General features: G+C 57.0%; 8 protein-coding genes. 6 read left to right on the top strand and 2 right to left on the bottom strand.

Going from position 1 to position 16,151, the window contains the following annotated elements; genetic code table 11:
* The first annotated feature begins 263 nt into the window (after window positions 1-263).
* The 6 genes from Q1A75_RS07685 (at window position 264) to rpoC (ending at window position 14,407) form a co-directional block, all read left to right on the top strand.
* Window positions 264-1,961, top strand: coding sequence for an AMP-binding protein (locus Q1A75_RS07685; protein WP_299591975.1), 1,698 nt, complete (start codon window positions 264-266; stop codon window positions 1,959-1,961).
* Window positions 1,962-2,554: 593 nt separating this feature from the next.
* A complete protein-coding gene (locus Q1A75_RS07680; protein WP_299591978.1) occupies window positions 2,555-4,264 on the top strand; it encodes a hypothetical protein in 1,710 nt (569 codons plus the stop codon).
* 432 nt (window positions 4,265-4,696) lie between these two features.
* Entirely contained in the window at window positions 4,697-5,209 is a 513-nt protein-coding gene (gene rplJ, locus Q1A75_RS07675) for a 50S ribosomal protein L10 (RefSeq protein WP_299211411.1), read from the top strand.
* Window positions 5,210-5,278: 69 nt separating this feature from the next.
* Complete coding sequence (rplL, locus tag Q1A75_RS07670) at window positions 5,279-5,656, top strand: 50S ribosomal protein L7/L12 (RefSeq protein WP_189371927.1); 378 nt, start codon at window positions 5,279-5,281, stop codon at window positions 5,654-5,656.
* A gap of 292 nt (window positions 5,657-5,948) precedes the next feature.
* Window positions 5,949-10,085 (top strand): DNA-directed RNA polymerase subunit beta, encoded by a 4,137-nt coding sequence (rpoB, locus tag Q1A75_RS07665; protein ID WP_299591981.1) that lies wholly within the window; start codon window positions 5,949-5,951, stop codon window positions 10,083-10,085.
* Window positions 10,086-10,162: 77 nt separating this feature from the next.
* The gene (gene rpoC, locus Q1A75_RS07660) at window positions 10,163-14,407 is read left to right on the top strand and encodes a DNA-directed RNA polymerase subunit beta' (RefSeq protein ID WP_299591983.1); all 4,245 of its coding nucleotides are present in this window, start codon (window positions 10,163-10,165) and stop codon (window positions 14,405-14,407) included.
* A 143-nt stretch (window positions 14,408-14,550) separates the two neighbouring features.
* On the opposite strand, the gene Q1A75_RS07655 is transcribed toward rpoC, so the two are convergent.
* Entirely contained in the window at window positions 14,551-15,687 is a 1,137-nt protein-coding gene (locus Q1A75_RS07655; protein WP_299591985.1) for an aminodeoxychorismate synthase component I, read from the bottom strand.
* A complete protein-coding gene (locus Q1A75_RS07650; RefSeq protein ID WP_366142185.1) occupies window positions 15,688-16,071 on the bottom strand; it encodes a Dabb family protein in 384 nt (127 codons plus the stop codon). It abuts the gene before it with no gap.
* Window positions 16,072-16,151 lie beyond the last annotated feature (80 nt).

Below are 16,151 nucleotides of genomic sequence, written 5' to 3'. Positions count from 1 at the left end.
CAAGCTGACGTGGTTCGATTGAGAAAAAGCGTTGCGTCTCGGGCGCGAGGTTCCTTTCTATCCTGTAGAGATGAGACACGAAAAGCGGCCGTTCATCCGAAAGGTGTATGGGCTGTGTTGCGCGTTTGACCCCGTGCAAAAAGAACTTTGCACCGGGGCGCGAGCGGCGCCTTTGGGCCGGCGGATCGCGTATCTCTATGCTGGTTGTACATTTGGCGTATAGTGGCCTGACATCACCTTAAGACGGCGGCTATGGGGGACATATGACAGAACCAATGCAACACCCGTTCGGAAAGCAGGCAGCAGGCTTTGCGCTTGACCAGCTTGAGATTGGAACGTTGGCCGACGCGCTGGATCGGGCGGTGGAGACGTATGGCACCAGGCCCGCGTTGACCACGATCCTGCCCACGGGGGCAGAGACCACCGTTACCTTTGCTGAGTTGAAGGCGCAGGCGGAGGCCTTTGCCGTTTATCTGCGGGAAGAGTTGGGGCTGTCGGGCGGGGACACCGTGGCGATCATGTCGCCCAACTGCATCGGGTTTTGTGTGGCGTCGCTGGGCATCGCGAAAGCCGGGTGTATCGGTACAAATGTGAACCCGCTTTATACCCCGCACGAGTTGGAGCACCAGCTGACCCACAGCAAGGCCAAGGCGATCGTCATCATCGATCTGTTTGGCGACAAGCTGGACGAGGTTGTGGCCCGCACGGGCGTGCAGCATGTGATCACGTTGTCCGTCGCCGATTTCTTTCCAACGCTCAAGAAAACCCTGCTGAAATTCGTGCTGAAGCGCGTGCGCAAGGTGATCCCGAACATGACCACCCCCGCGACGCCGATGGCTGCCGCGCTGGCCAAGGGGCGCGGGCACATGCCGTCTGCGGATATCCCGGCCTATACGCGTGATGTCACCCGGGCTTCTCCTGCGCTGTATCAATACACCAGCGGCACCACGGGACGGAGCAAGGGGGCCGTCCTGTCCCATCAGGCGATCCTGTCCAATGCCGAACAGGGGCGCTTGATGACTGTGGGTCTGTTCCGAGACGGAGAAGAGGTCGCGCTGGTCGCTTTGCCCCTGTATCACATCACCGCGTTCAGTCTTATCTTTGTCTCTGGCATGACCGTGGGCGCGCACGGCATTCTGGCGCCCAGCCCGCGCCCGCCCTCGAACCTGAAGGTGGCGTTCGAGAAGTACAGGATCACGTGGTTCACCGGGATCAACACGCTGTTTGCGGCCCTCATGGCCGAGCCGTGGTTCGACAAGTCCCTGTTCTCGGGCATCCGGTTCTGTGGTTCCGGCGGGGCGGCACAGCAGACGGGGGTTGCACAGAAGTGGCAGGAGATGACCGGGGTCGAGATATTGCAAGGCTACGGCATGACCGAGGTGTCGGGTATTCTGACCTTCAACCCGCCGGGATCAAACCGACTTGGCATGGTGGGCGTGCCTGCACCCGGCGCGGAAGTGCGGATCGTGGATGATGAGGGCAATGATGTCCCTGCGGGGTCGCCGGGCGAGGTGATCGGGCGCAGTCCGGGCATGATGGATGGATATCTTGACAACACCGAGGCCACGGACGACGCCATTCGGGATGGCTGGTACCATTCTGGTGACATCGGGGTGATGGACGCCGACGGCTATCTGGAGATCGTGGACCGCAAGAAGGACATGATCCTTGTGTCGGGCTTCAACGTGTCCCCGAACGAGATCGAGGACGCCATCTCGACCGTGCCGGGGGTGGTGCAGGTGGGGGTCATCGGGATCAAGGATGACAAGACTGCCGAAGCGCCTGCGGCCTTTGTGGTCCGGTCGGATGACAGCGTGGGCGAAGAGGATGTCCTTGAGGCGTGCCGGACGCGGTTGACCAATTACAAGGTGCCCAAGGTGGTGCGCTTTGTGGATGACGTGCCGGTGACTTTGTCGGGCAAGGTGCTGCGGCGGCAGTTGCGCGAGGACTATGTGGTTTGAGACTGGGCCTCGCCCGGTTTGTCCCTGCGAGGACAGGTCGTTCGATGGGGTTGCGAGATTTTTAAGGGACTATGAAATACGTGGAAGATCAGTGGGTAGTCCGTCTCATGATCGGTTTTTTGGGTTTTAATGGGTTGGGTCGTGGCCTGCCTCTCGAAGCGGGGCCGGTCTCTTGATTTTGCGCTGGGTCGGCCATGTGTCCAACGGTGAATGGTGGGGAGATTGCCCACTCTATGGGCGGTGTAATGGGTGTCATTGGAGCGCCATTGGTCTGGGCGGCAATGGCGACGTGGCTTCATCCCAGACTGCTACCTTTTGCCTGTGGCTATCAACTACATTTATGTGACAGCAAATGTCGTTCGAGCGCGTGTGCTGCCGATACAAGTTCGCGACACACCCAGGTAGTACATGTCAACGCCTGTTGTGCCAAACTGATGACGCACCACTCGCCGAGATACATACGTGCTTCTGAGGTTTTGCAGCCAAAGGCGCAACTTGCAACTCAGTGCAACGCTTCTCACTTGTGACCCCAAATACCATATGTTAGGCACCCGGCAGTAGTGATCTCAACGATGGGTAGAGTGACCTAAGCGGTGTCTGTAGCAATTGCTTTCATGTTTAAGCCGGGGCATTCACTGGAATGGCAAAGCCTTGTGCTAGCGTCATCAGTGCGGAACTTTCTGAATCCCGATGTTGCGCTTTATGCTTTTATTGATCCGTCAGACGCTGACCACATGTCGCAAGAGCACGAGCATTTTTTCCAAACCCTAAGAGTAAGGCTTAGAAATCTCCCCGATCAGAGTTTCTTTGAAACACCTTACCCGCACGGAAACAAGATACTGATCTGTAATCAAGAATTTGGTGAGGATCGCGTAATTTTTCTGGACAGTGACATGCTGTTCCTGAGGGAAACGAGCTTGGATCCCGTAGTTCAAGATCCGGTTGTCTTGACGTATTCACTTGGGCAGGATTGGGGCAATTTATCTCAGTGGGAGCAGGTATACCAACTTTTTGGGGCAACTCAGGCCGATATTCCCCATATTGAGCTGAGCGAGCTACGGACAGTGCCAGCATACTACAATGCGGGCATGGTATCATTTTCCAAAGATTCCGGGTTTGGACAAGCGTGGCTGAAAGCGGCGCAAACCATCGACCGAGCGACCAATATTGAAAATAAACGACCCTGGCTTGATCAGGTGGCACTGCCCTTAACTCCGTTTGCCGGGGGACCGCAGATTTCCAAACCCACTGAACGTGGCTTTAATGTACGACCGCGCCGGGGGTATATGGAGCATGTCGTACTTGCGCACTATACGCCTAAATATTTATATTTAAGTGGCGCAAGCCGCATTGCTAACCAAGTGCTTTTCAAACAGTTAGGCGTTAACTTACAATATCTGCAATGTCAGGCCATTGTGAATGAACTGCGGATCCGACGATCCCGGCTTGACGGACGCAAGAAGCCTTTTGTTAAGATTTACGGCGAGCGGAACACTGGCACAAACCTTCTGCGAGGAGTAATTAAATCTAATTATGATGCTCGGGTTTTGAATTCCGCAAACGATTTGAATTCTGCGAAATCTCAGATATACGATGCTCTTGGAAAATTTAAGAGAAAAACAAAGAATACGGTAGTTGATATTTCCGACTCTATTATTCTACAAAATGGATTGGGCTGGGAGCATGGTGCGCCGGCTTTTGACATAATTTCACAGTCGCCTTACGTCGGCAATACACTGTTTCTTTGCATTTATAAAGACCCGTATTTCTGGCTTAAGTCTTACTTTAAGGGAGGGAATAATCCAGTCAAATTGTTTGACAGCAATAACGACTTTGGTGAATTTCTATCTCGGCCTATGGGTGTATCTGTTCGCGACAGGGTTGTGGCGCCATTTGATACCGGTCCACTGGAAATCTACCAAATGAAGATGCGTAGTTATCTTCGGCTTAGGTCAATATATGGCGATGACGTCATGTTCGTATCCTATGAGGATTTGTTGCGAAATGAGGAGAAATTCCTGGACCTCTTGTCGGCGCGGCTTCAAAAAATCGAAAATGCACCCGGGTTTCCCGAACATGCTGTCGAGTCACGGGGGCAATCGGAGCTTACCACGGAAGATTACCGTGCAAAATATAGATTAGAGAATCGTACAAGCGATCTATCAAGTGAAGAGATTGCATTTATTGAAGGCCGGCTTGATCACCAACTTTGGAGAGAAGTTAACTGGCAAAATGCTCTCTACAGCCCGAGCATGGGCGCCCGGATAAAGAGAGCGGTCCGTATATTGCTTCGAAGAAACTAATTTGTCTCTGTGCGTGGCTGCGATAACTTCCGCCCTTCAGTTTCGTTAACGGATTCGGGGCCCGTGCAGTTTAATTGTTCGCTGATTGTAGGGGGTAAATTCTGCAGTCTCGGCCGGTGTTTTGTCCGGTAGGCGTGATCACCGTGTCGCCTCTTCTACCCTTACCCCCTTGGCATTCCGGCCCAAACCGACTAACCAACTCGCGAGGGCTTCCGTGTGATTCGGCAAGCCCTCATTTCGTCCGAGACGGTGGGTGACTGGGATAGGCCAGTCATAATTCCTGCCTGAGGCGGGAACAGGCCACGTTAGGCTCAGATGCTCTGTCGAGCCTCGGGCGGCTTTGGACCCGTGTATTTCGAGGACCAAACCGCCGGAGTGATCCGGTGCAAACTGAGCCGGGGACCATCAAGGCCCCCAAATTTGGAGAAAGCTGTGGATAGAGCCCAGAAAGAGAAAGTGGTCGAGGAACTCGGCCAGATCTTTGAAAGCTCTGGCGTCGTCGTGGTTGCCCACTACGCCGGTCTGACAGTCGCCGAAATGCAGGACCTGCGCGCACGTGCCCGTGACGCGGAAGCTTCTGTTCGGGTTGCAAAAAACAGGCTCGCCAAGATCGCCCTGGATGGGAAGCCATGCGAAAGCATCGGTGATTACCTGACGGGCATGACCGTTCTGACCTTTTCCGAAGACCCCGTGGCAGCCGCCAAGGTGTCCGAGGACTTTGCCAAGGAAAACGACAAGTTCGTGATCCTTGGTGGTGCCATGGGTGAGAACGCGTTGGACCGGGCCGGTGTGACGGCTGTGTCGAAGATGCCTTCGCGCGAGGAGCTTATCAGCACCATCGCGGGCATGCTTGGCGCACCTGCATCGAACATCGCCGGGGCCATTGGCGCACCTGCAAGCAACATCGCCTCCGTTCTCTCGACCATCGAGGAAAAGGCGGCCTAAGGCATTGTCTGATTGGCGTGCGGATATCACGCGCGTTGGAACACACTGTAAACGGAAAGAGCTGATAAAATGGCTGATCTGAAGAAACTGGCAGAAGAGATCGTTGGTCTGACCCTGCTGGAAGCACAAGAACTGAAAACCATCCTCAAGGACGAGTACGGCATCGAGCCCGCCGCTGGCGGCGCAGTGATGATGGCTGGCCCTGCAGGCGACGCCGGTGGCGCAGCTGAGGAAGAGAAGTCGGAATTCGACGTCGTCCTGAAAAACGCTGGCGCTTCCAAGATCAACGTGATCAAGGAAGTACGCGGCATCACCGGTCTGGGCCTGAAAGAAGCCAAGGACCTGGTCGAAGCCGGTGGCAAGATCAAGGAAGGCTGCGGCAAAGACGAAGCCGAAGAGATCAAAGGCAAGCTGGAAGCAGCTGGCGCCGAGGTCGAACTGGCCTAAGTCCTTTAGGGACGGGGGGCCTTTGTGTATCAAGGGCGACGGGAATTCTTGCCGAATTCCACACCCCCACTTGAAAATCATGGGCTGGATGCGCATATCGCGCGTCCGGCCCGACCCGTCTTGGTAAGGGCTTTCCTGAAAAGTCTTTTCCAAGATGCGGTTTGCAAGGTCGGGAGGCTGCCGGTGGGACGGCGGCCATGAATTGACCTGAAACCCATCGTCTCACGGGTGCAGCGTGCCGGAGCCCGACGGCATTGCAGTGTCCAGAGAAACGCTGAAAGGTGACTTAAGTATGGCGCAAACGTTCCTTGGCCAGAAACGTCTTCGTAAATATTATGGCAAAATCCGCGAAGTGCTGGATATGCCCAACCTCATCGAGGTTCAAAAATCCTCGTATGACCTGTTCCTGAATTCCGGTGATGAGCCCACGCCCATGGACGGCGAAGGCATCATGGGTGTGTTCCAGTCGGTGTTTCCGATCAAGGACTTCAACGAAACCTCTGTGTTGGAATACGTCAAGTACGAGCTGGAAAAGCCGAAATACGACGTTGAGGAATGCCAGCAGCGCGACATGACCTACAGCGCGCCGCTGAAGGTTACCTTGCGTCTGATCGTATTTGATATCGACGAGGACACGGGCGCGAAGTCCGTCAAGGACATCAAGGAACAGGACGTGTTCATGGGCGACATGCCCCTGATGACCCCGAACGGGACGTTCATCGTGAACGGCACCGAGCGTGTGATCGTGTCCCAGATGCACCGATCGCCCGGTGTGTTCTTTGATCACGACAAGGGCAAGACCCATTCATCCGGTAAACTGCTGTTCGCCTGCCGCATCATTCCCTATCGCGGCAGCTGGCTGGACTTCGAGTTCGACGCCAAGGACATCGTGTTTGCCCGGATCGACCGTCGCCGCAAATTGCCGGTGACCACGCTCCTGTACGCTCTTGGCCTGGACCAGGAAGCGATCATGGACGCCTACTACAACACCGTCAGCTACAAGCTGAAGAAGAACAAGGGCTGGGTCACACCGTTCTTCCCCGAGCGCGTGCGCGGTACCCGTCCCACGTATGATCTGGTCGATGCCAAAACCGGCGAAGTGATTGCTGAAGCGGGCAAAAAAGTCACCCCGCGCGCCGTCAAGAAATTGATGGACGAGGGCAACGTCACCGAGCTGATGGTCCCTTATGAGCATATCGTTGGAAAATTCGTCGCCAAGGACATCATCAATGAAGAAAACGGCGCGATCTATGTTGAAGCCGGTGATGAGCTGACCCTGGAATACGACAAGGACGGTGATCTGATCGGCGGCACGGTCAAGGAACTGGTGGATGCGGGTATCACCGACATTCCGGTTCTGGACATCGATAACGTCAATGTCGGCCCATACATGCGCAACACCATGGCCACCGACAAGAACATGAACCGCGAAACTGCGCTCATGGACATCTACCGCGTCATGCGTCCGGGCGAGCCGCCCACCGTTGATGCGGCAAGCGCCCTGTTTGACACGCTGTTCTTTGATAGCGAGCGCTATGACCTCAGCGCCGTTGGCCGGGTCAAGATGAACATGCGTCTGGCCCTGGACGCCGAAGACACGCAGCGCACCCTGCGCCGCGAAGATATCGTGTCCTGCATCAAGGCGTTGGTCGAACTGCGTGACGGCAAGGGCGACGTGGACGATATCGACCACCTCGGCAACCGTCGTGTCCGCTCTGTCGGCGAGCTGATGGAGAACCAGTACCGTGTTGGTCTGCTGCGTATGGAGCGTGCGATCAAGGAGCGCATGTCGTCGGTGGAAATTGACACGGTCATGCCGCAGGACCTGATCAACGCGAAACCTGCAGCCGCCGCTGTGCGCGAGTTCTTTGGCTCGTCGCAGCTGTCGCAGTTTATGGACCAAACCAACCCGCTGTCCGAAGTGACGCACAAACGCCGCCTGTCGGCGCTTGGGCCGGGTGGTCTGACCCGTGAGCGCGCTGGCTTTGAGGTGCGCGACGTACACCCGACCCACTATGGTCGGATGTGTCCGATTGAAACGCCGGAAGGGCCGAATATCGGTCTGATCAACTCGCTGGCGACCTTCGCCCGCGTGAACAAGTACGGCTTCATCGAAACACCCTACCGCGTGGTGAACGAAGGTCAGGTGACGGACGAAGTGCACTACATGTCCGCGACCGAAGAAATGCGGCACACCGTAGCTCAGGCGAACGCCTCGCTGGATGCCGAAGGGCGCTTCAACAACGAGATGGTGAACACCCGTCAATCCGGTGACTACACGCTGGCGCCCGTGGATCAGGTTGACCTGATCGACGTGTCGCCGAAGCAGTTGGTGTCGGTCGCGGCTTCGTTGATCCCGTTCCTTGAAAATGACGACGCCAACCGCGCCCTGATGGGGTCGAACATGCAACGTCAGGCGGTTCCGCTTCTGCAAGCCGAGGCGCCGCTCGTTGGCACCGGCATCGAGGAAGTTGTGGCGCGCGATTCTGGTGCGGCCATCATGGCGAAACGTGCCGGTATCATCGACCAGGTGGATGCCACCCGGATCGTGATCCGTGCCACGCATGACCTCGAGCTGGGCGACGCGGGTGTGGACATCTACCGCATGCGCAAGTTCCAGCGTTCGAACCAGAACACCTGCATAAACCAGCGTCCGCTGGTGAAGGTGGGTGACACGGTTCAGAAGGGCGAAGTGATTGCCGATGGTCCGTCCACCGATATGGGTGAACTGGCGCTGGGCAAGAACGTGGTTGTCGCGTTCATGCCGTGGAACGGCTATAACTACGAAGACTCGATCCTGATCTCGGAACGTGTGTCGCGCGATGACGTCTTTACCTCGATCCACATCGAGGAATTCGAAGTCGCCGCCCGTGACACCAAGCTGGGGCCGGAAGAGATCACCCGCGATATCCCGAACGTCGGTGAGGAAGCCCTGCGCAACCTCGACGAAGCGGGCATCGTTTATATCGGTGCGGACGTTGAGCCGGGCGATATCCTGGTGGGCAAGATCACTCCGAAGGGCGAAAGCCCGATGACGCCGGAAGAGAAGCTTCTGCGCGCCATCTTTGGTGAGAAAGCCTCGGACGTGCGCGACACGTCGCTGCGTGTGAAGCCCGGTGATTTCGGCACGGTCGTTGAGGTGCGCGTCTTTAACCGCCACGGTGTGGAAAAAGACGAACGTGCCTTGCAGATCGAGCGTGAGGAAGTTGAACGCCTTGCCCGTGACCGCGACGACGAGCTGACCATTCTGGACCGCAACATCTATGCCCGTCTGGGCGACATGCTGTTGGGCAAAGAGATCGCCAAGGGGCCGAAAGGCGTCAAGGCAGGCTCGAACGTTGATGCGGATCTGCTGGAAGCTTTCCCACGGTCCGTATGGTGGCAGATTGCCCTGAAGGACGAGCAATCGGCGCAAGTGGTCGAGGCCCTGAACGAGCAATACGAGGCGCAGAAGCGTGCCCTGGATGCCCGTTTTGAAGACAAGGTCGAGAAGGTGCGCCGTGGTGACGATCTGCCCCCGGGCGTGATGAAGATGGTCAAGGTGTTCGTGGCGGTGAAGCGCAAGCTGCAACCGGGCGACAAGATGGCCGGTCGTCACGGCAACAAGGGTGTGATTTCGAAAGTGGTGCCGATGGAGGACATGCCGTTCCTCGCGGATGGTACGCCGGTTGATTTCTGTCTGAACCCGCTGGGTGTTCCGTCGCGTATGAACGTCGGTCAGATCCTTGAGACACACATGGGCTGGGCCGCACGCGGTCTGGGTGTGAACGTGGACGAGGCGCTGCAAGAGTACCGTCGTTCGGGTGATCTGACGCCGGTGCGTGAAGCGATGCAACTCGCCTATGGTGGTGATGTCTACGAAGAGGGCATCTCGGGCATGGACGAAGAGCGGATGGTCGAAGCCGCTGGCAACGTCACACGCGGTGTTCCGATCGCCACGCCCGTCTTTGACGGTGCGAAAGAGGCGGACGTGAACGACGCTCTGGAGCGTGCGGGCTTCTCGACGTCGGGTCAGTCGGTACTGTTCGACGGTCGTACAGGCGAGCAATTTGCCCGCCCTGTGACCGTGGGCATCAAATACCTGCTGAAGCTGCACCACCTTGTGGACGACAAGATCCACGCCCGTTCGACTGGTCCGTACTCGCTTGTTACGCAGCAGCCGCTGGGTGGTAAGGCACAGTTCGGTGGTCAGCGCTTTGGTGAGATGGAGGTCTGGGCTCTGGAAGCTTACGGCGCCGCCTACACCCTGCAAGAGATGCTGACGGTGAAGTCGGATGACGTGGCAGGCCGGACCAAGGTCTATGAAAGCATCGTCAAGGGCGAGGACAACTTCGAAGCCGGCGTGCCGGAATCGTTCAACGTTCTGGTCAAGGAGGTCCGCGGTCTGGGCCTCAACATGGAACTCCTGGATGCGGAGGAAGATGAATAGCGGCGCAATCGTAAGGCGGGGTTAACCCCGCCCTACAGCTCCAATCTTCCCTCCGCTCCCCTTTCAAGGATTTGAAAATGAACCAGGAACTGACAAACAACCCGTTCAACCCGTTGACGCCGCCCAAGGTCTTTGACGAGATCAAGGTGAGCTTGGCGTCGCCCGAACGCATCCTCTCGTGGTCATTTGGCGAGATCAAGAAGCCCGAGACCATCAACTACCGCACGTTCAAACCCGAGCGTGACGGCCTGTTCTGTGCACGTATCTTTGGCCCGATCAAAGATTACGAATGCCTGTGCGGCAAATACAAGCGCATGAAATATCGCGGCGTTGTCTGCGAGAAATGCGGTGTGGAAGTCACGCTGCAAAAGGTCCGCCGCGAGCGCATGGGCCACATCGAACTGGCGGCCCCGGTCGCGCATATCTGGTTCCTGAAATCGCTGCCGTCCCGCATTGGTCTGATGCTGGACATGACGCTGCGCGATCTGGAGCGTGTGCTGTACTTCGAAAACTACGTGGTGACCGAGCCGGGTCTGACCGACCTGTCCTACGGCCAGATGTTGTCGGAAGAAGAGTTCATGGACGCGCAGGACGCGTTCGGTATGGACGCCTTCACCGCGAATATCGGTGCCGAAGCGATCCGCGAGATGCTGTCCCAGATCGACCTTGAGCAAGAGGCCGAGACCCTGCGCGCCGATCTGAAAGAGGCGACAGGTGAGCTGAAGCCCAAGAAGATCATCAAGCGTCTGAAAGTGGTGGAGTCGTTCCTCGAGTCCGGCAACCGCCCGGAGTGGATGGTTCTGACCGTGATCCCCGTGATCCCGCCGGAACTGCGCCCTCTGGTGCCGCTGGATGGGGGTCGTTTCGCGACGTCCGACCTGAACGATCTGTATCGCCGGGTCATCAACCGGAACAACCGTCTGAAGCGTCTGATCGAACTGCGCGCGCCTGACATTATCGTGCGCAACGAAAAGCGGATGTTGCAGGAATCTGTCGATGCGCTCTTCGACAACGGCCGTCGTGGCCGTGTCATCACGGGTGCCAACAAGCGCCCGCTGAAATCGCTGTCGGACATGCTGAAAGGTAAGCAGGGTCGTTTCCGTCAGAACCTTTTGGGTAAGCGGGTCGACTTCTCGGGCCGTTCGGTCATCGTGACCGGGCCAGAACTGAAGCTGCATCAATGTGGTCTTCCGAAGAAGATGGCGCTCGAACTGTTCAAGCCGTTCATCTATTCGCGGCTTGAGGCGAAGGGGCTGTCGTCCACGGTTAAGCAAGCCAAGAAACTGGTCGAGAAAGAGCGTCCCGAAGTTTGGGATATCCTTGACGAGGTGATCCGCGAACACCCTGTCATGCTGAACCGTGCGCCCACGCTGCACCGTCTTGGCATTCAGGCGTTCGAGCCCGTGCTGATCGAAGGCAAAGCCATCCAGCTGCACCCGCTCGTTTGTTCGGCTTTTAACGCCGACTTCGACGGTGACCAGATGGCTGTGCACGTCCCGCTGAGCCTTGAGGCGCAGTTGGAAGCACGCGTTCTGATGATGTCCACGAACAACGTTCTGTCGCCTGCAAACGGTGCGCCGATCATTGTTCCTTCGCAGGATATGATCCTGGGTCTCTATTATGTGACCCTGGAACGCGAAGGCATGAAGGGCGAAGGCATGGTCTTTGGTTCGATCGAGGAAGTGCAACACGCCCTCGACGCTGGTGTTGTGCACCTGCACTCCAAGATCACCGCTCGTATTCCGCAAATCAATCCCGAAGGGCTTGAGGTGATGGAACGGTTCGAAACGACTCCCGGTCGTGTCCTGTTGGGTGCGCTTCTGCCGCTCAACAACAAGGCACCGTTTGCACTGGTGAACCGTCTTCTGCGGAAGAAGGAAGTGCAGCAGGTGATCGACACGGTGTATCGCTATTGTGGTCAGAAAGAGTCGGTCATCTTCTGTGACCAGATCATGACCATGGGCTTCCGTCACGCGTTCAAGGCGGGCATCTCGTTCGGCAAGGACGACATGCTGATCCCCGACACCAAGTGGTCCATCGTGGACGAAACGCGTGAGCAGGTGAAGGACTTTGAACAGCAGTACATGGATGGCCTGATCACTCAGGGCGAGAAGTACAACAAGGTGGTCGATGCCTGGTCGAAATGTAACGACAAGGTCACCGATGCCATGATGGGCTCCATCTCGGCCGAGAAGACGGATGAGAGCGGCGCTGAAATGGAACCGAACTCGGTCTACATGATGGCGCACTCCGGTGCCCGTGGCTCGGTCACGCAGATGAAGCAGTTGGGCGGGATGCGCGGCCTGATGGCGAAGCCGAACGGCGACATCATCGAGACGCCGATCATCTCGAACTTCAAGGAAGGTCTGACCGTTCTTGAATACTTCAACTCGACCCACGGCGCGCGGAAAGGTCTGTCGGACACCGCCTTGAAGACGGCGAACTCGGGTTACCTGACCCGTCGTCTGGTGGACGTGGCGCAGGACTGCATCGTGCGTGACAACGATTGCGGCACCGAAAACGCCATCACAGCCGAAGCGGCTGTGAATGACGGTGAGGTGGTTGCATCGCTGGCCGAGCGTGTGTTGGGCCGTGTGGCTGCGGATGACGTTCTCAAGCCGGGCACCGATGAGGTTATTCTTGCTGCGGGCACTCTGATCGACGAGCGCATGTCAGACATGATCGAAGAGATGGGCGTGCAATCCATGCGCATCCGGTCGCCGCTGACCTGTGAGGCAGAAGAGGGCGTTTGCGCCACGTGCTACGGTCGTGACCTCGCACGCGGGACCAAGGTGAATACTGGCGAAGCGGTTGGCATCATTGCTGCCCAATCCATCGGTGAACCTGGTACACAGTTGACGATGCGGACCTTCCACATCGGCGGTGTTGCCCAAGGTGGTCAGCAGTCGTTCCTGGAAGCAAGCCAAGAGGGCAAGATCGTCTTTGAGAACCCCCAGACCCTGACCAATGCCGCAGGGCAGGTTATGGTCATGGGCCGGAACATGAAGATGGTGATCCAGGACGAGAATGGCGACGAGCGCGCGAACCACAAGCTGGGCTACGGCACGACATTGTTCGTGACCGATGGTCAGGATGTGAAACGCGGCGACAAGCTGTTTGAGTGGGACCCCTACACGCTGCCTATCATCGCGGAAAAGGCCGGTACAGCCAAGTATGTCGATCTTGTCAGCGGCCTTGCCGTGCGCGACGAGACCGATGAGGCGACCGGCATGACCCAGAAGATCGTGATCGACTGGCGGACCGCACCCAAGGGCAACGAGCTGAAACCGGAAATCATCCTGGTGGGTGAAGATGGGGAACCCGTGCGCAACGATGCGGGCAACCCGATCACTTACGCCATGTCCGTGGACGCGGTTCTGTCGGTGGAAGACGGTCAGGAGGTCGCCGCCGGTGACGTCGTGGCCCGCATTCCACGTGAAGGTGCCAAGACCAAGGACATTACCGGTGGTCTGCCACGTGTGGCTGAACTGTTCGAAGCCCGTCGTCCCAAGGACCACGCGATCATCGCGGAAATCGATGGTTATGTGCGCTTTGGCAAGGACTACAAGAACAAGCGCCGCATTGCGATTGAGCCCAGTGACGAGACCATGGAGAAGGTCGAGTACATGGTGCCCAAGGGCAAGCACATCCCGGTGGCCGAGGGCGACTTCATCCAGAAGGGTGACTACATCATGGACGGCAACCCCGCCCCCCATGACATCCTTGCCATCATGGGCGTCGAGGCTTTGGCCGACTACATGATCAACGAGGTGCAGGAGGTCTATCGTCTGCAGGGCGTGAAGATCAACGACAAGCACATTGAGGTCATCGTGCGTCAGATGCTCCAGAAATGGGAGATTGAGGACTCGGGCGACACCACGCTGCTGAAAGGCGAGCACGTGGACAAGCAGGAGTTCGACGCCGCGAACGAAAAAGCGCTGTCGAAAGGCGGCCGTCCGGCTCAGGGTGGTCCGATCCTCTTGGGCATCACCAAGGCGTCGCTGCAGACACGGTCGTTTATCTCGGCTGCGTCCTTCCAGGAAACGACCCGCGTGCTGACCGAGGCGTCTGTGCAGGGCAAGAAGGACAAGCTGGTTGGTCTGAAAGAGAACGTGATCGTGGGCCGTCTGATCCCTGCCGGGACAGGTGGTGCGACGCAAGCTGTGCGCAAGATCGCATCGGATCGCGATAACGTCGTCATCGAAGCCCGCCGGGAAGAAGCGGAAGCGGCCGCTGCCTTGGCGGCCCCGAGCGCCGACGATGTGGTGGGTGGCGATGTGTTCGATACGGTCATCGACCACTCGGAAGACAGCCGCGACTGACCCGGTTCTCTGAATTGAAAATCGAAACCCCCGCTGGAAACGGCGGGGGTTTTCTTTTTGAACCGGATTGCAATTAACATTGGTTCAGAGACATGGAATGTATTGTCAGTCTGACGGGCAGAGCCCCCACCCGAGCGATCGGGTCAATCACAGAGTTTTGCAAACAAGGCTTTCAATTTTGCTTCGTGATACTCGCCAGCGGCCGTGCTGTCGTAAACGATCCCGCCGCCGACATTCAGGGTGACTTGGCCCGATGGCTCGCAGATCAGAGTGCGTATGGCCACGTTGAACTCCATCGTGCCGTCCGGTGCGATCCACCCGATGGTTCCGCAATAACTTCCTCGCGGGGTTGTTTCCACATTTGCAAGGATATCCATCGCGCGGATTTTTGGAGCGCCTGTGATGGAACCGCAGGGAAAGAGCGCCGTGAAAATGTCCATAAGACTGCGGTTGGGCAGTATCTGAGAAACCACCTCTGATATCATCTGGTGAACCGTTGTGTAACTTTCGATTTCGAATAGCTTGGGCACTGATACGCTTCCGACCTCGGAAATGCGACTCAGGTCATTCCTCAGGAGATCCGTGATCATCAGGTTCTCGGCCCGATCCTTTTCCGAATGTGCCAGACAGTGCTTTAAATCCTCATCTTCTGTCTGCATCGGGCTGCGGCGAATGGTTCCCTTCATAGGGCGGGTTCGCAATTCGCCCATTTGTGAAAGCGAAAAAAAGAGCTCTGGTGAACGGGACAGTAGCTTTGCGCCACCCAAATCAACCAATGCGCCATAAGGAACGGGTTGTTTGCGTTTCAGCGCCTCGTAGAGGCTGTGGGGGCAACCCTCAAGCACGGCAGACATGGGAAACGTCAGATTGGCCTGATAGATGTCTCCGCTTTTAAGATAGTTGTGCACAGTGCCAAATGCTCGCCGATATGTGTCAAAACTCCAAGCGGGCGTGAAAGGCCCAAGATTGACCTCAGCTGTTGGGGTTGTTCTTGGGGGGGTGTCTGGTCCGTCGAAAATGCCGAATTGCATTAACGGCTGACTGCGGATTGCAGGTGTTCTGGAGGAGATTTTGGGTATCAGCGTGTATCCCAATTCGTAGGATGCGCAGCCCGCAATCCATTTTCCTTCACTGCGCGCCGCTTCCAGTTTGTCAAAACTGACCTCGATGTCCCGTGGGTGCCAAGCTTCGACAATGTCAATCGGTTCTCGGAACAGTGAGCCTGTCCGAAGCGGTCCTGTATCGAACAGGACCGACCCGCCTGCGGCACGCTCTGTCATTCAAAAGTCCGCGGCGAGGCGCAGTTCTCGAAGAGGTCTGACTACCTCGATGCATTTTTGGTAGATCGGATGAGCGCGGTAGGCCTCCAGCGCGGCGGCATCCTCAAATTCTGCATATACAATAACGTCAACTTCGTTGGAGTAGTGGTCCTCATTCCGGTTCCGGGACACTTCGAAATGGCTGACAGTCGGTATTTTGGCCAGCATTGACAGGCCATTGATCATCGGTTCGATGTTGTCCGGGTGCTTGCTGCTAAACAAGACGACATGACGGATTGGTCGACGGTTTGACACTTGTTCGCTCACGCAAAGACCCTTTTCAAAGCAATGAATAAGAGGTGTTTGGCCGAATGAGATTTGGATTCGGCTGTCACTTTGGATCAAGGTCTGAAGAATAGTTTGCGTCGCAGCAAGGGGTCAAATTGGCCCGCCCTTGGGCAAAGAAAAACCCGGCGCGAAGTGCA

Origin of the sequence: uncultured Tateyamaria sp., assembly GCF_947504105.1 — a bacterium.
Lineage (GTDB): Bacteria > Pseudomonadota > Alphaproteobacteria > Rhodobacterales > Rhodobacteraceae > Tateyamaria.
This window is presented reverse-complemented; position numbering and strand designations above follow the sequence as displayed.